The following is a 15899-nucleotide window of genomic DNA, read 5'->3' on the forward strand; positions in this document are numbered from 1 at the left end:
CCCGGCCGGGTCAGACCGACAGAGAAGCCGGCCGACCCTGATCCCCGCTCCCGGAGGGTTTTTCCGTGCCGGCTGGAACGCTGTACCGCGGCCGGGAAGGAATGTGGAGCTGGGTGGCTCATCGAGTCACCGGCGTCCTCATCTTCTTCTTCCTGTTCGTACACGTGCTGGACACCGCTCTCGTCCGCGTCTCTCCCGAGGCGTACGACGAGGTCGTCGCGACCTACAAGACGCCGATCGTCGCTCTCCTTGAGTACGGCCTCGTCGCTGCCATCCTCTTCCACGCGCTGAACGGTCTCCGTGTCATCGCCGTGGACTTCTGGTCCAAGGGCCCGCGCTACCAGAAGCAGATGCTCTGGACCGTCGTGGGCATCTGGGTCGTGCTGATGGCGGGCTCGCTGTACCCCGTCCTCGGCCACGCCGCACGTGAACTGTTCGGGAGCTGACGCCAGATATGTCTGCTGACACCACCTCCACCGCGATCGGTCCCGTCGAGGGCGGCGCCCACTACGACGTGGACAACCCCGCGCCGTTCATCGAGGCCCCGCGCAAGCGCACCGGCAAGACCCCGCGCGCGACCCGTGGCAACTTCGAGATGGCCGCGTGGCTCTTCATGCGCCTCTCGGGCGTGGTCCTCGTCGTCCTGGTCCTCGGCCACCTGCTGATCCAGCTCTTCCTCGACGGCGGCGTCTCCAAGATCGGCTTCGCCTTCGTGGCCGGCCGCTGGGCGTCCCCGTTCTGGCAGGTCTGGGACCTGCTGATGCTCTGGCTCGCCATGCTGCACGGCGCCAACGGCCTCCGTACCGTCATCAACGACTACGCGGAGCGGGCCAACACGCGCCTGTGGCTCAAGGGCCTGCTGTACACCGCCACGGTGTTCACCATCCTTCTGGGCACGCTGGTGATCTTCACCTTCGACCCGAACATCCGCTAGGCACGGGGCTGAGGTAATCCACGTCATGAAGATCCACAAGTACGACACCGTCATCGTCGGCGCCGGTGGCGCCGGCATGCGCGCCGCCATCGAGTCGACGAAGCGCAGCCGCACCGCCGTGCTGACGAAGCTCTACCCCACCCGGTCCCACACGGGCGCCGCGCAGGGCGGCATGGCCGCCGCGCTGGCGAACGTGGAGGAGGACAACTGGGAGTGGCACACCTTCGACACGGTCAAGGGCGGTGACTACCTGGTCGACCAGGACGCCGCCGAGATCCTGGCGAAGGAGGCCATCGACGCCGTCCTCGACCTGGAGAAGATGGGCCTGCCGTTCAACCGCACCCCGAACGGCACCATCGACCAGCGCCGCTTCGGCGGTCACTCCCGCAACCACGGCGAGGCCCCGGTCCGCCGGTCCTGCTACGCCGCGGACCGCACCGGCCACATGATCCTCCAGACGCTGTACCAGAACTGCGTCAAGGAGGGCGTGGAGTTCTTCAACGAGTTCTACGTCCTGGACCAGCTGCTGGTCGAGGAGGACGGCGTCAAGAAGTCCGCCGGTGTGGTCGCCTACGAGCTGGCCACCGGCGAGATCCACGTCTTCCAGGCCAAGTCCGTGATCTACGCCTCCGGCGGCACGGGCAAGTTCTTCAAGGTGACCTCCAACGCCCACACCCTGACCGGTGACGGCCAGGCCGCCTGCTTCCGCCGCGGTCTGCCGCTGGAGGACATGGAGTTCTTCCAGTTCCACCCGACGGGCATCTGGCGCATGGGCATCCTGCTGACGGAGGGCGCCCGCGGTGAGGGCGGCATCCTCCGCAACAAGGACGGCGAGCGCTTCATGGAGAAGTACGCGCCGGTCATGAAGGACCTCGCGTCCCGTGACGTCGTCTCCCGCTCCATCTACACGGAGATCCGCGAGGGCCGCGGCTGCGGTCCCGAGGGCGACCACGTCTACCTGGACCTGACGCACCTTCCGCCGGAGCAGCTCGACGCCAAGCTCCCGGACATCACCGAGTTCGCGCGTACGTACCTCGGCATCGAGCCGTACACGGACCCGATCCCGATCCAGCCCACCGCGCACTACGCCATGGGCGGCATCCCGACCAACGTCGAGGGTGAGGTCCTCTCGGACAACACCACCGTCGTCCCGGGCCTGTACGCGGCCGGCGAGGTCGCCTGTGTCTCCGTGCACGGCGCCAACCGCCTCGGCACCAACTCGCTGCTCGACATCAACGTCTTCGGCAAGCGCTCGGGCATCGCCGCGGCCGAGTACTCCGCGAAGCACGACTTCGTCGAGCTGCCGGAGAACCCGGAGTCCCTCGTCGTCGCGCAGATCGAGAAGCTGCGCAACTCCACGGGCAACGAGCGGGTCGCCGACCTGCGTCGTGAGCTCCAGGAGACGATGGACGCCAACGTGATGGTGTTCCGTACGGAGCAGACCATCAAGACGGCCGTCGAGAAGATCGCCGAACTGCGCGAGCGCTACGAGAACGTGTCCATCCAGGACAAGGGCAAGCGCTTCAACACGGACCTCCTGGAGGCCGTCGAGCTGGGCAACCTGCTCGAACTGGCCGAGGTCATGGCCGTCTCGGCCCTGGCGCGCAAGGAGTCCCGCGGCGGTCACTACCGCGAGGACTACCCGAACCGCGACGACGTCAACTTCATGCGCCACACCATGGCGTACCGCGAGGTCGGCGAGGACGGCTCCGAGACCGTCCGTCTCGACTACAAGCCGGTCGTCCAGACCCGCTACCAGCCGATGGAGCGTAAGTACTGATGGCTACCCCCGTACTGGACAAGGTCGAGGCGGAGTCCGCCGCCTCCCCGTACATCACGGTCACGATGCGGATCCGCCGCTTCAACCCCGAGGTGTCGGACGCGTCGGTCTGGGAGGACTTCCAGATCGAGATCGACCCCAAGGAGCGTGTGCTCGACGCCCTCCACAAGATCAAGTGGGACGTCGACGGCACGCTGACCTTCCGTCGCTCGTGCGCGCACGGCATCTGCGGCTCGGACGCGATGCGGATCAACGGCAAGAACAGGCTCGCCTGCAAGACGCTGATCAAGGACATCAACCCCGAGAAGCCGATCACGGTCGAGGCCATCAAGGGCCTCACGGTCCTCAAGGACCTCGTGGTCGACATGGAGCCGTTCTTCCAGGCGTACCGGGACGTCATGCCGTTCCTGGTCACCAAGGGCAACGAGCCGACGCGCGAGCGTCTGCAGACCGCCGAGGACCGCGAGCGTTTCGACGACACCACCAAGTGCATCCTGTGCGCCGCGTGCACGTCGTCCTGCCCGGTCTTCTGGAACGACGGCCAGTACTTCGGTCCGGCCGCGATCGTCAACGCGCACCGCTTCATCTTCGACTCGCGTGACGAGGCCGGTGAGCAGCGCCTGGAGATCCTGAACGACAAGGACGGCGTGTGGCGTTGCCGCACGACGTTCAACTGCACGGACGCCTGCCCGCGTGGCATCGAGGTCACCAAGGCGATCCAGGAAGTGAAGCGCGCGCTGATCACGCGTCGTTTCTGACCGTTCCTGGTTCGGTGTTTCGGCCCGCTTCTGTACGCTGCGGCGTGCAGGAGCGGGCTTTTTCTTTGTGAAGGACGGGGACTGATGAGCGAACCGAACCCTTACCGGTCGGAGGAGTACGAGTGGGGTCCCGGGCAGCAGCAGCCGGGCACGCCCGCCTACGGGTACCCGCACACTCCGGAGTACCCGCAGACTCCGGCGTACCAGCCGACCCTGCCGGGCGGCGTGCCGGTGCCGCCGCAGCAGCCGCCCGTGCCGCAGCAGCACGGGGGCGCCCCGGTGCTGAGCCTGGGTGACATCACCGTGGTCGGCGACCAGATCATCACGCCCGCCGGTGCGATGCCCCTCAAGGGTGCCGTGTGGAACGCGACGGACATGTCGCGGACCGAGGAGAAGATGCCCACGGTCGCGATCGTGCTGGCGATCGTCTTCTTCATCTTCTGCCTGCTGGGTCTGCTGTTCCTGCTGATGAAGGAGAAGACGACCACCGGCTTCATCCAGGTCACGGTGACCAGCGGCGGCCGGCACCACTCGACGATGATCCCGGCACGCGGCCCGGACACCTTCAACTGGGTGATGGGTCAGCTCAACTACGCGCGGTCGCTGAGCATGTGAGCGGTCGTCATCGACGAGGGGGCGCCCGAGGGCGCCCTTTCGGCGTTTCCGGGCGCCCTCAGGGGCCGGTGCTACCAGTGGCGGGTCGGCTCCGTCGACTCCGCCTCGACCATGACGCGGCGCAGCATGTCGTTGAGGAGGTCGCGCTCCTCGGGGGTGAGGACGCCGAGCAGCCGGTACTCCTCGTGGCCGAGGACGTCCATCGCGCCGAGCCAGGTCTCGTGGCCGGCCGCGGTGAGCTCGACGACGACCCGGCGCCGGTCGGTGGTGGACTGGGTGCGGCGGACGAATCCGCGCTTCTCCAGGGCCTCCAGGCGGCCGGAGACGGAGGCCGGGGCCAGATCGAGGTCCTGGGCCAGCTCGGAGGGGGCGGCACTGCCGCCGCGGCCGGCGATCTTGTGCAGGGTGTCGAACTCGTGGCGTTCCAGGTCGAAGTCGACGAGGGACTGCTCCCGGACCCGGCGGAGGTGGACGGAGAGCTTCTTCATCCGGGTGACGGCGCCTTCGACGACGGGGTCGAGGTCGGGCAGGACGGGCTGCCAGCGGGCGACGTGGTCGTCGGTCCAGTCGCGCGGCTCGCTCGGCGTACGCGGTTCCTCGGGTTGCGCCATGGGGTGATCGTACGTCGCCACCCCCGTTCCCCCATCCCGAGTTCTTTCGGGCCCTAATATTTCGTTGACGAATCATTCGGTACCGAACTACCTTGCGTGTCATGACCACTGCCACAGCCCCGGCGCCCCCACCTGCCCCGCACCCCCTGCGCACCCGCTCCTTCCGGCTGCTCTTCACCGGCCGCACCCTCTCCCTCCTCGGCGACGCGGCGATCCCCGCCGCCCTCGCCCTCGCCGTCCTGGAGGCCACCGGCTCCACCACGGCACTCGCCCTGGTCCTCGGCTGCGCAATGGTCCCCAAGCTGCTCCTGCTGCCCCTCGGCGGCGTGGTCGGCGACCGCTTCGACGCCCGCACGGTCGCCCTCACCACCGATCTCGTGCGCTGCGGCACCCAGCTGCTCGTCGGGATCCAACTCCTCGGCGGTACACCGAGCCTGGCCGTCCTCGCCGTCGCCGAGGCACTCGGCGGCGCCGCCGGGGCCTTCGCGATGCCGACCGACTCCCCCCTGGTGAAGGGAACGGTGGCGGCCGAGTCGCTGCACCGGGCCAACGCGGCGATGAGCGTCGCCCGCAGCGCCACCCGGCTCGGCGGTCCCGCACTCGCGGGCACCCTGGTCCTGACCGTGGGGCCGGGCTGGGCGTTCGTCCTCGACGCGGCGACCTTCGCCGTCAGCGCGCTGATCCTGACGGCGGTACGGGTGAAGCGGGTGCCGATCCCGCGCCGCTCGCTCCGCGCCGACCTCGCCGAGGGCTGGCAGGAGGTCCGCTCCCGGGACTGGTACTGGACCAGCCTGATCGGCCACAGCGCCTGGAACGGCGCCGCGGCCGTCCTGATGACCCTCGGCCCCGCCGTCGCCGTGCAGCGGCTCGGCGGCGGCACCACCTGGGTCGTCCTGCTCCAGGTCGGCGCCGTCGGCTACCTCCTCGGGGCCCTGCTCGCCGACCGGGTCACCCCCCGGCGCCCGGTCCTCACGGCGAACCTCGGGCTCGCCACGTACGCCCTGCCGCTGATCCTGCTCGCGGTCGCCGCGCCCGCGCCCCTGACGATCGCGGCCTACGGGCTCGCACAGGCCGGGCTCGGCTTCCTCTCCCCCGTGTGGGACACCGCCGTCCAACGAGCGGTCCCCGCCCACGCGCTGGCCCGGGTCACCTCGTACGACTGGCTGCTCTCCCTCGCCGCCATGCCCCTGGGCTACACACTGGCCCCGCTCGCGGCCTCGACCTGGGGCCCCGAGGTGCCGCTCCTCGTGGCGGCCGTGCTCGTGGGCGGCTGCTGCGCCGCGACGGCGCTCGTGCCGGGGGTCCGGCGCCAGAGGTGAGCGTCGCTGTCGGTGGGGTCCTCTACCGTCGTGGGCATGGCGGGGAACACGACGGAAGACCCTGGAGCGGCCATGGAGCCGCTCGGCACCCTGGACGCGCGGGGCCGCCGGGAGCGGGCGCTCGCACTCCACCTGCGGGCGTGCCGCGGCACGGAGCGCGGGGTGGACGCGGCCCTCGCCGAGCTGTCGGCGCAGGAGTTGGACTGGAGCACCGAGGAATCGGACGTGCTCCTCGCACGGCTCGTGGGGAAGGACGCGAAGGTCGCACCGCACGAACTCCAGGCCGCTTTCCGGACCTTGGTGCCGATCGCGCTCGCGGCGGCCGAGCAGGCCGAGGAGTTCGACCGGGCCCGGCTGGGCTCGCTGCGACGGACGGCCGAGTCGTCGCCCGCCCTGCGGGGTGACGCGGGCGCGGCGCTACGGGACCGGATGGACGCCCTGCTGCGGCGGGAGCCGCCGTTCGTGCCCGGCAGACTCCCCCACCATCTCCTCGACGGGCTCGACGCGTACGGCCCGGCGATGCGCGCCGCGCACGCGGAGCTGCTCACGGGTGCGGGCGTACCGCCCTTCCTCGGGCACTGCGCCCTCCTCGACAGGACGCGTCCCACGCGGACGTGGCGCCGGCGGGCGGCGGTCCTGCTCACGGAGGCCGCGCGGGGGGACGAGGTGGTGCGGCGCCTCCTCGAAGGCATCTCCACGCAGCCCGAGCACCGTATGAGCGACCTCGACCCCTTGGTCATGGCCACCCGGGGCATCGCGGGGAGCACCAACACGTCCCTCGTGCGCGGCCTGCTCCGGACGGCGCCCGACATCGACGCCGACTGGGTCGTCCCGCTCGTGGGGGCCGTCGCACTGCACGCGGGCACCGGCCCGGACGGCTCCGGAGGGTCCTGCCGCAGCAGGCCCCTGGCCACCGCGGCCGTCGCGGCCCTCGGTGACGCGTGCGGGGGTGCCCGGGGCGAGGAGGCCGCGCGATGGCTCGGCCGGCTGTCGGGGACGGTACGCAACCGCCCGGTCGTCAAGGAGATCACCGAGGCCCTGGAGAGCCTCGCCGCCTCCCCCGACTGATCGCCCGGACACCCACAGCGGCCCCGGCCCTGTCACCAGCCAGGGGGGTGTCTTGTCGAGCCCGGCCTGATCGACAAGACACCGCCGGGCGGGACCTTCCGGACGCGGCCTAGCGGCTCGCCGTCTCCGTCAGGAAGGTGACGAGCAGGCGGGCGGTCTCCTCCGGGCGTTCCAGGGCCGGGAGGTGCCCGGCCCAGTCGAGGTCGACGCGGTGGGCGGCGGGCAGGACGCGGGTGAGGGTGTCGGCGATCGCCCGGAAGTCGGGGAGGTCGTGGGCTCCGACGGCGACGAGGGCCGGGACCTCGATCCCGGCGAGGTCGTCCGTGGTGACCCCGGCGTCGACGGGGGCGAACTCCTCGGGGGCGGGGAGCTGGACGTCGAAGGCGCGCCGCTGCATCTCCCGGACGAGGGCGCGGGCCTCGGGTCCGGCCTCGGGGCCGAGCCAGGTGTCGACGTTGAGCTCGACGGCGGCGTCGAGGTCGCCCCCGTCGAGCATGTCGTCCTCGCGCGCGCCCCAGGCCCGCAGTTCCTCGCCGGGCTCGAAGTCGGGGATGCCGGAGGCGAGCAGGGCGAGGGCGGAGACATGACCGGGGTGGCGGACGGCGAGTTCGAGGGCGACCTCGCCGCCGAAGGAGGAACCGACGACGGCGGCCCGCTCGACGCCGAGGTGGTCGAGGAGGTCGCGGACGTCGTCGGCGTGGGTGTGCGGGGCGTCGACGGGGGTGTCCCCGAAGCCTCGGAGGTCGCAGCGGACGACCCGGTGTCCGGCCTCGGCGAGGGCGTGGAACTGCCCCTCCCACATCCGGCGGTCGCAGACCCCGGAGTGCAGCAGGAGGACGGTCGAGGGGCCGTTGCCGGCCACGTCGTGGGAGAGCGTCATCCGCCCGACCCTAGGCGGCGGGGCGGGTGGTGGCCAGCCGGTTTCCGTCGGACCTCCACAAGCGACTTGAACACGTTCAAAGAGAGGTCTACAGTCATGACCGCCAGCTTTTGAACGCGTTCAAGGGAGGGTGGGGCATGGACCTCACTGTCGTCGCGTACATCGTCTATCTGCTGATCAGCGTGGCCCTGACCATCTGGGTCGCACGCACCCTCAGCCGCAACGGAAGGATCTTCCTCGCGGACGTCCTGCACGGGAACGAGAAGCTCGCCGAAGCGGTCAACCACCTCCTGGTGGTCGGCTTCTACCTCGTCAACTTCGGCTTCGTCGCCCTCTACCTGGGCCAGGACGACACCGTCCTCGACGCCCGCGCACTCTTCGAGGCGCTCTCGGTGAAGCTCGGCGTCGTGCTGCTCGTCCTCGGCGTGATGCACCTGGGCAACGTCTACGTCCTCAACAAGATCCGACGCCGCGGCGTCATGGAGCGCGAGCAGGTGCCGCCGGTCGGCCCGCAGGGCTGGACGCAGACCCCGAAGGCCGGGCCCTGGGCCCCGCCCGCACCCCAGGGCTGAGCCCGCCGTGCCGACCCCCGTGGGACGACTGACCGTGCTGTACGACGCCGACTGCCCGCTCTGCGTGCACCTCAGGCACTGGCTGCTGCGCCAGCGGCAGCTCGTCCCGCTCGACCTCGTACCGGCCGGGTCCCAGGAGGCCAGGCGCCGCTTCCCGGCCCTCGACCACGCCGCGACCCTGCGGGAGATCACCGTGGTCGGGGACCGGGGCCAGGTCTACCGGGAGACCTCCGCCTGGATCGCCTGCCTCTGGGCGCTGGCCGACCACCGGGCCAAGGCCCACTGGCTGGCCACGCCCGCCGGGCAGCCCTTCGCCCGGATGACCGTGCTCACGGCGGCGAAGTGGCGCGCGGCCCTCAAGGGACCGGGGCAGGAGGACGGGTCCTGCGCGGACGGGCGCTGCGAGGTGCCCGGTCCGCCCGGTTAGGCTCGGCTCTGTGAAGGACGTGAAGGAAGAGACGAAGGCCGACGAGAAGAAGGCCCCCAAGAGCGAGCAGACCCGCACGCTCATCCTCGAAACCGCGCTCCGGCTGTTCAAGGAGCGCGGTTACGACAAGACGACGATGCGGGCCATCGCCCAGGAGGCCGGGGTCTCCGTCGGGAACGCGTACTACTACTTCTCGTCCAAGGAGCACCTCGTCCAGGGCTTCTACGACCGGATCGCCGAGGAACACCAGGCGGCCGTCGAGCCCATCCTGACCGGCGGCGAGAAGGACCTCACGGCCCGGATCAAGGGGGTCTACCTCGGCTGGCTCGACATCGCGGGGCCGTACCACGAGTTCGCGTCCCAGTTCTTCAAGAACGCCGCCGACCCGGACAGCCCGCTCAGCCCCTTCTCGCCCGAATCGGAGGGCCCGCGCGAGGCGGCGATCGAGGTCCACCGGCGGGTCATCTCCGGCGCCTCGGTGAAGGTCGACCCCGAACTGGCCGAGGCGCTCCCGCAGTTGCTGTGGCTCCAGCAGATGGGCCTGGTCCTCTTCTGGGTGTACGACCGCTCGGAGGGCGCGGCCAACAGCCGCCGCCTGGTCGAGCGGCTCGCACCGGTCACGGCCCGCGCGATCTCACTGTCCCGCTTCCGGATCCTGCGCCCGCTGGTCAAGGAGACGCACGAGCTGCTCTCCGACTTCATGCCGACGGCAGCGGGAATGGCGGCCTCCGGCAAGCCCAAGAAGAGGGCCAACCCGAAGCCGCCGGAGTCGGATTCGGAGTAGAAGCAGGAGCAGGAGCCGGAGACCTCGTAACGGCGAGGTCTAGATCCAGCTCAGCTCCCACAGGCGCCAGATGCCCGTACCGTCCGTCAGGTACTGGGAGCCGGCGACCGCCTCCGTCGCGAGGACGTAGTCCTTCTTCTGCCACAGCGGGACGAGCGGCACGTCGTGCGCGACCTCGCTCTGGATCTCCTTGAAGTCGGAGGTCGCCCGGGAGCGGTCGCTGAACTGCTGCGTCGAGGCGATCAGGGAGTCGATCCGCTTGCTGGAGAACCCGTTGTGCAGCGTGTTCTCGGTGCCGACGAGCGGCGCGGTGAAGCTGTCGGAGTCGGGGAAGTCGGGGAGCCAGCCGACGGTGTACGCGTCGTAGGTGCCCTTCGCGTACGCCTTCTGGAACTCCGTCCACTTGACCTCGACGGCCTCGACATCGAAGAGGCCGGTCTCCTCCAGCTGTCGCTTGATCTCGGCGGTCTCGGCGCCGTAGGTGGCGTCCGCGCGGTAGCCGAAGCTGAACTTGACCGGGGTCTTGATGCCGGCTTCCTTCAGGAGCTTCTTCGCCTTCTTGGCGTTCGGCTCGGGATCGGCGTCGTAGAACGCGGTGCTGTGCCCGACGAAGCCCTGCGGGATGAGGGAGTACAGCGGCTCGACCGTGCCCTTGTAGGCGCCGGTGGTGATCGCCGGCCGGTCGAGGACCGCGGCGACGGCCTGCCGTACGGCCTTGTCGGCCATGGGCGAGCCGGGCCGGACGTTGAAGTTGAGGTTGCGGATCTCGGCGCTCTCCGCCTCGGTGACCCGCGTCCCGTCGTTGGCGTCCAGGTTCGAGACGAACTCCGGCGGGAGCTGCCGGTGCGTCACCTCGACGTCCTTCGCCTTCCAGGCGTTGGCGAGGTCCGCGGACTGGGCGAAGTACTTCACCAGGACGGGTCCGCCGACCTTGGTGACGGCGCCCCGGTAGTTCGGGTTGGGCTCAAGGAGGGCGGACTCGCCCTCCTTGTACTCCTTGAGGACGTACGGCCCCGAGCCGTCGACGGCGGAGCCCGCGCGCAGCGAATCGGCCGGGTACTGGTCCTTGTCGACGATCGAACCGGCGCCCGTGGCCACCTTCAGCGGGAACGTGGCGTCGCGGCCGCTCAGCTGGAAGGTGACGGTACGGCCCTCGGCCGAGACGCTCTCCAGGGTCGGGAACAGGGCCTTCGGGCCGACGTCCGTCTTGATGCGCAGCATGCGCTCGAAGGAGTACTTGACGTCCTCGGCGGTGATCTTCCGCCCACTGGAGAACGAGAGGTCGTCGCGGAGCGTGCACTGGTACGTCGTGAGCTTGATGCCCACGAACTTGCAGTTCTCCGCAGCGTCCGGAACGGGAGTCGTGAACCCCGGCTTGAACGTCAGCAACGACTGGAAGACGTTGCTGTACATGGCCCAGGAACCGGCGTCGTACGCGCCGGCCGGGTCCAGTGAAGTAACCGCGTCGGTTGTGCCGACACTGATCGGATCGGTCCGGCCGCCGTCGGAGGGCAGGAGTTGCCAGCCCCCCACTCCGGCGGCCACCAGTACTCCACAAGTGATGAGGATCCGCAGACGGACCGTCGACCGCATTGCCGTGCTTCCTTTATTCGTCCACCCCAGCTGCGACGGCCCCCGGAAACGTCGCGATGGACGTCATCCCATCACACCGTTTTCACAAGTGGAAGAGAAAACTTTCACACCACAGGTATATGTCCGGGAAATGCGAATTTAAGTCGATGAGCAGCACGTATCGGGCTCGGTGCGGGGAGTGACCTCGCCCCGATTACGCCTGTTTCGAAGCGAGTTCGACGATGGTGATGTCCGAGGGGGCCCCGACCCGGACCGGCGGTCCCCAGGCGCCCGCGCCGCGCGAGACGTACAGCTGGGTGTCTCCGTACCGTTCGAGCCCGGCGACCGTCGGATTGGCCAGTTCGGCGAGGTAGTTGCCGGGCCAGAGCTGACCGCCGTGGGTGTGGCCGGAGAGCTGGAGGTCCACGCCGTGGCGTACGGCGTCATGGACGACGATCGGCTGGTGCGCGAGGAGGACCGAGGCGCGGGCCCGGTCGCGGTCGCCGAGGGCCCGTGCGAAGTCGGGGCCCTGCCCCTCGCTCTCGCCCGCGACGTCGTCGACGCCGGCCAGGTCGAAGCCGGCGGCGATCTCCACCCGCTCGTTGCGCAGCGGGCGCAGGCCGAGCTCCCGGACGTGGTCGACCCAGGCGTCGGCGCCCGAGAAGTACTCGTGGTTGCCGGTCACGAAGAAGGAGCCGTGCCGGGCACGCAGCTCGGCGAGCGGCTCGGCGGCGGGGCCGAGGTTCTCGACGGTGCCGTCGACGAGGTCGCCGACGATCGCGATCAGATCGGGCTGGGCGGAGTTGATCGTGTCCACGATGCGCCGGGTGTGGGCGCGGCCGAGGATCGGGCCGAGGTGGATGTCGGAGACGACGGCGATCCGGTAGCCGTGCGCGGCGCGCGGGATCTTGGCGAGCGGGACGGCGACCCGCTTGATCCGGGGACCGCGCAGGACGCCGTACGTGCCGTAGCCGACGGTTCCGACGGCGGCGGCGGCCGCGGCGCCGCCGACGACCCGGGAGACGAACAGCCGACGGGAGACGTCGGCGGGGGTGGGCGCGGGGTCCGTCCGCGGTGCCGGTCCGGCCGGCTCCTCGGGAGCGGCGGGCGCGCGCTCCGGGACCGGGACCGGCTCCGGTGCCGTGACGGGAGCCGGAGCCGTGACGGCAGCCGGAGCCGCCGTCTGCGCCCGGCGGGTGAGCCGACGGAGCAGGAGGGGCCGGACGACCTCGCCGACGGCCAGGGCGAGCGTCACGTACAGCAGCAGCGCGAGCCACAGGAAGCCGGGCCAGGCGACCACCTGCTGGAGCGCGAACGGGGCTCCGGCACGTGACGAGGCGAGGGCCGCGAACGACAGCAGCGGCAGCACCACGACGGCGGCCGTGCCGAGGCGGCGCGGCAGGCTCCCGCGCGTCGTGACGTCGCGCACGAGGCGCCGCCACACGTACCAGTGGACCGCGCCGAGCAGCGCGAGGACCACGATCAGGACCAGCAGGAAGACGACCACGCCCCGGACCCCCTCTTCAGACCGCTCGCGCGGTTCTAACCGTTTTCGCGGCGCGCGGCACGCACCCCACGCAACCCGAGCACTCCGATCACCGTCCCCAGGACAAAGGACGTGACGGCAAGCAGCAGATGAACCCAGAAGTAGGCCGTCGGGTCGCCGGCGTCGTCGAACGCGAGGCCACTCCCGTCGTTCCACAGGTTCTTGACGAAAGTGATCCATACGCAACTAACCACTAGCGTACAGAGACCCGGCTCCAGTCCGCCACGGTGACGGTTTGATACTGGCAGGGAACGACATGCCCACCCCGAAGGACTGCCCATGAAGCTCAGCCGTCGCGTCTCCTGGTTCCTGCTGGCGTTCGGGGTGTGGTCTTGGGTGATCTGGGTGACCTTCGCAAAGAACCTTTGGAAGGACGGGAGCGGCCTCGCGTTCGACGACGCCGGCGACCCGACCGCGTACTTCTGGGTCCACCTCACCCTCGCTGTCACGTCGTTCATCCTAGGGACCGTGATCGGCGTTCTTGGGCTGCGGGGGGTCCGCGCAAACAAGTAGAAGCCCCGACCGTCCTCCACGGGGGAGAAGGACGACCGGGGCAGTCAGGGGCTCGTCGGGGTCAGTGCTCTCGTCGACGAGTGGGGGTACGGGTAGCGTGCAGTCGGGCACTCCTGAGACCCTCACAGGCGGGCCGCTGGAGGCCAAAGAAGCTGCCACACGTCGCGCACCAAAGCGCCCCCGACACCGGGTCCTGTAGGCCCGTTTGGGCGCATCGGGGGCACTCGGACATGGGAGCCTCTCAGATGGTGAGGTCGTACTCGCCGGCCTTGACGGCGACCGCCAGCGTCGTCCAGTCCTCCGCGGACATCGTGAGGACGTGGTCCGGATTCTGACTGTCGCGGATCGCCACGATACCGGGGACGTTGGTCGCCACCTCAGGGCAGTTGTTCACCTGCGGGTCTCGGCACGCCTGCGTCTTAACGAACGCGAACTCCGGCCGCTTGGCCATGGTGGAACTCCTCTCGTCGGAACATCAGGGGTGGTGCACGGACGGGGACGAACCGACCTCACCGGACGCCCCCGTCCGCTCTCCGTGCCGAAGGTTTCGCGAGGACCGACAGCACGGGCCTGGCTCCGCTCCCCCATCCCGGGACAGTCCCCGCAGATGAGGCCGGGACGAGGGGCGGAAATCTAGAGCCGGAGTACCAGCAGCGCCACAGTGCATACCCACGACGCAGCGCTGACAGTGACGGCGACGGCGCCTCTCATTCGTCGCGCACTACGACGGCTACGTCCTCATACCGCCGCGCGAAGATGGCGTGCCCCGTCGCTCCCGTGTGAGCCATGCATTCGACGTCGGCATGCTTCACATCTGACGTCGGGGCAACGGACCAGCCACAGCCAGGACTCAGACATTCCGCGGTTGCAGTCGGTTCAGAGTCGGGGTGACGGGTGATCCGGTGCGTGGCGAACCGTAGAACGGCTCTGACGGCGCTCACGATTCCGCCGCGGGTACGGGGGTGGTGAAGATCTGAACGCGCCTCATCTCCGCCTGCGTCGGCGCGCGCAACTCCTCCGGCGGGGACGTCCACTCGCGTCCGCCGCCCGGTGGGCGGAGATACACACTGCCCGCGTACCGTTCGACCACCCGCCCAATACGGCCCTCTGCATCGACCGCGTACCGACTTTTGGTCGGCTGCCACTGCTCTTCCGGCATTGCGCACCGTCCCCTCTTCCACTGTCAGGTTCGTCTCGGCACCCTGGCCGGACTAGGGGCGTCCTTAGGGGCAAGCCGCTCTCGTCACCCGTTTGCCGCTGTCTAGGGGCACCTGTAGGGGCAAGATGGATTCATGGCGATCGGGGCACTGATCAAGGATCTTCGCGAGGCTCGCGGATGGAGCCAAGGGCGACTAGCGTCGGCGATCAACGACGTCTTCGGGACGAACCTGGAGCGGGAGTACATCAGCCGCTGGGAGCGTTGCAAGGCGTCACCGGGGCCGTTCTATCTCCGGTGCCTGTCGGCCGTCCTGGACGTGCCCCTAGCCGTTTTAGAGGGTGAAGTGAAGCGTCGCGACTTCCTGACTGACGCCGCCGGCGCAGCGATAGCGCCCGTGGTCGCCTCCGACCTGCTTAGCGCAGGGTTCGCCGCACGCCTTACGGGCGGTCCGTCGGTCGACGCGTGGGAGGCCAAGCTCTCCACGTATGGCACCGAGTACATGTCTCTTGGAGCCGCTGACATTCAGCGGCGCGTCAGCGGTGAACTCGTGCTAGTACAGCAGCAGTTGGACAACCCACGGCTGTGGTCGGTGGCGAGTCGACTGATGACTCTGTACGCGAAGACGTTCCCCGGCTCCGATGGGGCGAAGGCGGTTCATTGGTACCGCATGGCGGCTCAGGCGGCCGACCAATCCGGCGACGACGACGCGCGCGTCTGGGTCCGGGGCCGTGCTGCTATCGCTCTTGGGTATGAAGGCGCGTCCCTTGGCGTCGCTGACATCCTTGCCGACCAGGCACTAGCCATCAGCGACAAGCCTTCACTCGGGCTTCTGAACGCCATCTTCGGCAAGGCACACGCGGCAGCAATCCGGGGCGACGCCGACGGAGCGCGGAAGTTGCTTGACCTGGGACGCAGCGTCTTCGACAAGGCTGGGTCATACGAGCAAACCAGCGACTACGCGGTGCCGTGGTGGCGCGTCAACGTCTTCATGTCACTCCTCCTCGCCCGACTCGGTGACGAGCGGGGAGCCGTCGAAGCGCAGGACGCGGCACGGAGGGAGCTGCCCAGCGAGCTGCCCCGGTTCGCCACTCACCTGGAGCTACACCGGGGACTCATGCTCGCCAGGGCAGGCGACAAGCAAGGCGGCTTGGCCTATGCGACGGCTGCCATGGATCAGCTACCGCCGGAGAAACACTCTCTGACGTTGCGGATGCTCATGGATGAGATTCGGGCTTAGAGCCACCCGAAGAACCGTGCCCGACGCCTCCAGAGCCGGCCGTGCGCGGGGGTGCAAAAGCGCTTAAGCCTCCCTGCTCCGGCTGTCTGCGGGACGTCGGCCCCACAGTGTGCGCATGACGTCG

The 15899-nt window shown here is 69.5% G+C and carries 19 protein-coding genes; 12 read left to right on the forward strand and 7 right to left on the reverse strand.

Annotated features, from left to right (window positions below):
* Positions 1 to 65 precede the first annotated feature (65 nt).
* From sdhC to OG259_RS16380, 5 genes are all read left to right on the forward strand, one after another.
* On the forward strand, positions 66 to 446 hold the full coding sequence (gene sdhC / locus OG259_RS16360; RefSeq protein WP_015035721.1) for a succinate dehydrogenase, cytochrome b556 subunit: 381 nt from the start codon (positions 66 to 68) through the stop codon (positions 444 to 446).
* A gap of 8 nt (positions 447 to 454) precedes the next feature.
* Positions 455 to 934, forward strand: a complete 480-nt coding sequence (locus OG259_RS16365; protein WP_266895711.1) for a succinate dehydrogenase hydrophobic membrane anchor subunit — start codon at positions 455 to 457, stop codon at positions 932 to 934.
* A gap of 25 nt (positions 935 to 959) precedes the next feature.
* Positions 960 to 2714 (forward strand): succinate dehydrogenase flavoprotein subunit, encoded by a 1755-nt coding sequence (sdhA, locus tag OG259_RS16370; protein WP_328942954.1) that lies wholly within the window; start codon positions 960 to 962, stop codon positions 2712 to 2714.
* Complete coding sequence (locus OG259_RS16375) at positions 2714 to 3472, forward strand: succinate dehydrogenase iron-sulfur subunit (RefSeq protein WP_147980872.1); 759 nt, start codon at positions 2714 to 2716, stop codon at positions 3470 to 3472. The genes sdhA and OG259_RS16375 overlap by 1 nt, the downstream gene beginning before the upstream one ends.
* An 84-nt stretch (positions 3473 to 3556) precedes the next feature.
* Positions 3557 to 4087 carry a hypothetical protein gene (locus OG259_RS16380; RefSeq protein WP_266895707.1) on the forward strand — a complete coding sequence of 177 codons (531 nt, stop codon included), beginning with the start codon at positions 3557 to 3559 and terminating at the stop codon, positions 4085 to 4087.
* A gap of 71 nt (positions 4088 to 4158) precedes the next feature.
* Here OG259_RS16380 and OG259_RS16385 read toward each other — a convergent pair whose 3' ends face one another.
* Positions 4159 to 4698, reverse strand: coding sequence for a MarR family winged helix-turn-helix transcriptional regulator (locus tag OG259_RS16385; RefSeq protein WP_328942955.1), 540 nt, complete (start codon positions 4696 to 4698; stop codon positions 4159 to 4161).
* A gap of 101 nt (positions 4699 to 4799) precedes the next feature.
* Between OG259_RS16385 and OG259_RS16390 the strand changes: the two genes are divergently transcribed.
* A complete protein-coding gene (locus OG259_RS16390; RefSeq protein WP_328942956.1) occupies positions 4800 to 6017 on the forward strand; it encodes an MFS transporter in 1218 nt (405 codons plus the stop codon).
* Positions 6018 to 6053: 36 nt separating this feature from the next.
* Positions 6054 to 7085 carry a hypothetical protein gene (locus tag OG259_RS16395; protein WP_328942957.1) on the forward strand — a complete coding sequence of 344 codons (1032 nt, stop codon included), beginning with the start codon at positions 6054 to 6056 and terminating at the stop codon, positions 7083 to 7085.
* Between the two features lie 109 nt (positions 7086 to 7194).
* Here the strand turns inward: OG259_RS16395 and OG259_RS16400 are convergent, their stop codons facing one another.
* Entirely contained in the window at positions 7195 to 7965 is a 771-nt protein-coding gene (locus OG259_RS16400) for an alpha/beta fold hydrolase (RefSeq protein ID WP_328942958.1), read from the reverse strand.
* Positions 7966 to 8102: 137 nt separating this feature from the next.
* Between OG259_RS16400 and OG259_RS16405 the strand changes: the two genes are divergently transcribed.
* From OG259_RS16405 to OG259_RS16415, 3 genes are read left to right on the forward strand one after another with little or no spacing between them, the layout of a single operon-like run.
* Complete coding sequence (locus OG259_RS16405) at positions 8103 to 8537, forward strand: hypothetical protein (RefSeq protein ID WP_328942959.1); 435 nt, start codon at positions 8103 to 8105, stop codon at positions 8535 to 8537.
* 7 nt (positions 8538 to 8544) lie between these two features.
* Positions 8545 to 8964 carry a thiol-disulfide oxidoreductase DCC family protein gene (locus OG259_RS16410; RefSeq protein ID WP_328942960.1) on the forward strand — a complete coding sequence of 140 codons (420 nt, stop codon included), beginning with the start codon at positions 8545 to 8547 and terminating at the stop codon, positions 8962 to 8964.
* Positions 8965 to 8974: 10 nt separating this feature from the next.
* The gene (locus OG259_RS16415) at positions 8975 to 9748 is read left to right on the forward strand and encodes a TetR/AcrR family transcriptional regulator (protein ID WP_328942961.1); all 774 of its coding nucleotides are present in this window, start codon (positions 8975 to 8977) and stop codon (positions 9746 to 9748) included.
* Positions 9749 to 9787: 39 nt separating this feature from the next.
* Here OG259_RS16415 and OG259_RS16420 read toward each other — a convergent pair whose 3' ends face one another.
* From OG259_RS16420 to OG259_RS16430, 3 genes are all read right to left on the reverse strand, one after another.
* On the reverse strand, positions 9788 to 11341 hold the full coding sequence (locus tag OG259_RS16420; protein ID WP_328942962.1) for an ABC transporter substrate-binding protein: 1554 nt from the start codon (positions 11339 to 11341) through the stop codon (positions 9788 to 9790).
* Between the two features lie 193 nt (positions 11342 to 11534).
* The gene (locus OG259_RS16425; protein ID WP_328942963.1) at positions 11535 to 12827 is read right to left on the reverse strand and encodes a metallophosphoesterase; all 1293 of its coding nucleotides are present in this window, start codon (positions 12825 to 12827) and stop codon (positions 11535 to 11537) included.
* 35 nt (positions 12828 to 12862) lie between these two features.
* Complete coding sequence (locus tag OG259_RS16430; protein WP_328947101.1) at positions 12863 to 13084, reverse strand: SCO4848 family membrane protein; 222 nt, start codon at positions 13082 to 13084, stop codon at positions 12863 to 12865.
* Between the two features lie 61 nt (positions 13085 to 13145).
* Here OG259_RS16430 and OG259_RS16435 point away from each other — a divergent pair, with 61 nt between their 5' ends.
* Entirely contained in the window at positions 13146 to 13379 is a 234-nt protein-coding gene (locus tag OG259_RS16435) for an SCO4848 family membrane protein (protein WP_328942964.1), read from the forward strand.
* Positions 13380 to 13620: 241 nt separating this feature from the next.
* On the opposite strand, the gene OG259_RS16440 is transcribed toward OG259_RS16435, so the two are convergent.
* Both OG259_RS16440 and OG259_RS41775 read right to left on the reverse strand, forming a co-directional pair.
* The gene (locus OG259_RS16440) at positions 13621 to 13830 is read right to left on the reverse strand and encodes a DUF397 domain-containing protein (RefSeq protein WP_328942965.1); all 210 of its coding nucleotides are present in this window, start codon (positions 13828 to 13830) and stop codon (positions 13621 to 13623) included.
* Between the two features lie 256 nt (positions 13831 to 14086).
* Complete coding sequence (locus OG259_RS41775; RefSeq protein ID WP_443051976.1) at positions 14087 to 14560, reverse strand: DUF7848 domain-containing protein; 474 nt, start codon at positions 14558 to 14560, stop codon at positions 14087 to 14089.
* A gap of 111 nt (positions 14561 to 14671) precedes the next feature.
* Here OG259_RS41775 and OG259_RS16445 point away from each other — a divergent pair, with 111 nt between their 5' ends.
* Positions 14672 to 15775, forward strand: a complete 1104-nt coding sequence (locus tag OG259_RS16445; protein ID WP_328942966.1) for a helix-turn-helix domain-containing protein — start codon at positions 14672 to 14674, stop codon at positions 15773 to 15775.
* Positions 15776 to 15899 lie beyond the last annotated feature (124 nt).

Source organism: Streptomyces sp. NBC_00250, from assembly GCF_036192275.1.
Lineage (GTDB): Bacteria > Actinomycetota > Actinomycetes > Streptomycetales > Streptomycetaceae > Streptomyces.

Bases quoted from the DNA above. Each gene is read 5' to 3' on its own strand.
- OG259_RS16365 (WP_266895711.1), top strand. From the start codon at position 455: ATGTCTGCTGACACCACCTCCACCGCGATCGGTCCCGTCGAGGGCGGC.
- sdhA (WP_328942954.1), top strand. From the start codon at position 960: ATGAAGATCCACAAGTACGACACCGTCATCGTCGGCGCCGGTGGCGCC.
- OG259_RS16375 (WP_147980872.1), top strand. From the start codon at position 2,714: ATGGCTACCCCCGTACTGGACAAGGTCGAGGCGGAGTCCGCCGCCTCC.
- OG259_RS16380 (WP_266895707.1), top strand. From the start codon at position 3,557: ATGAGCGAACCGAACCCTTACCGGTCGGAGGAGTACGAGTGGGGTCCC.
- OG259_RS16385 (WP_328942955.1), bottom strand. From the start codon at position 4,698: ATGGCGCAACCCGAGGAACCGCGTACGCCGAGCGAGCCGCGCGACTGG.
- OG259_RS16390 (WP_328942956.1), top strand. From the start codon at position 4,800: ATGACCACTGCCACAGCCCCGGCGCCCCCACCTGCCCCGCACCCCCTG.
- OG259_RS16395 (WP_328942957.1), top strand. From the start codon at position 6,054: ATGGCGGGGAACACGACGGAAGACCCTGGAGCGGCCATGGAGCCGCTC.
- OG259_RS16400 (WP_328942958.1), bottom strand. From the start codon at position 7,965: ATGACGCTCTCCCACGACGTGGCCGGCAACGGCCCCTCGACCGTCCTC.
- OG259_RS16405 (WP_328942959.1), top strand. From the start codon at position 8,103: ATGGACCTCACTGTCGTCGCGTACATCGTCTATCTGCTGATCAGCGTG.
- OG259_RS16420 (WP_328942962.1), bottom strand. From the start codon at position 11,341: ATGCGGTCGACGGTCCGTCTGCGGATCCTCATCACTTGTGGAGTACTG.
- OG259_RS16435 (WP_328942964.1), top strand. From the start codon at position 13,146: ATGAAGCTCAGCCGTCGCGTCTCCTGGTTCCTGCTGGCGTTCGGGGTG.
- OG259_RS16440 (WP_328942965.1), bottom strand. From the start codon at position 13,830: ATGGCCAAGCGGCCGGAGTTCGCGTTCGTTAAGACGCAGGCGTGCCGA.
- OG259_RS16445 (WP_328942966.1), top strand. From the start codon at position 14,672: ATGGCGATCGGGGCACTGATCAAGGATCTTCGCGAGGCTCGCGGATGG.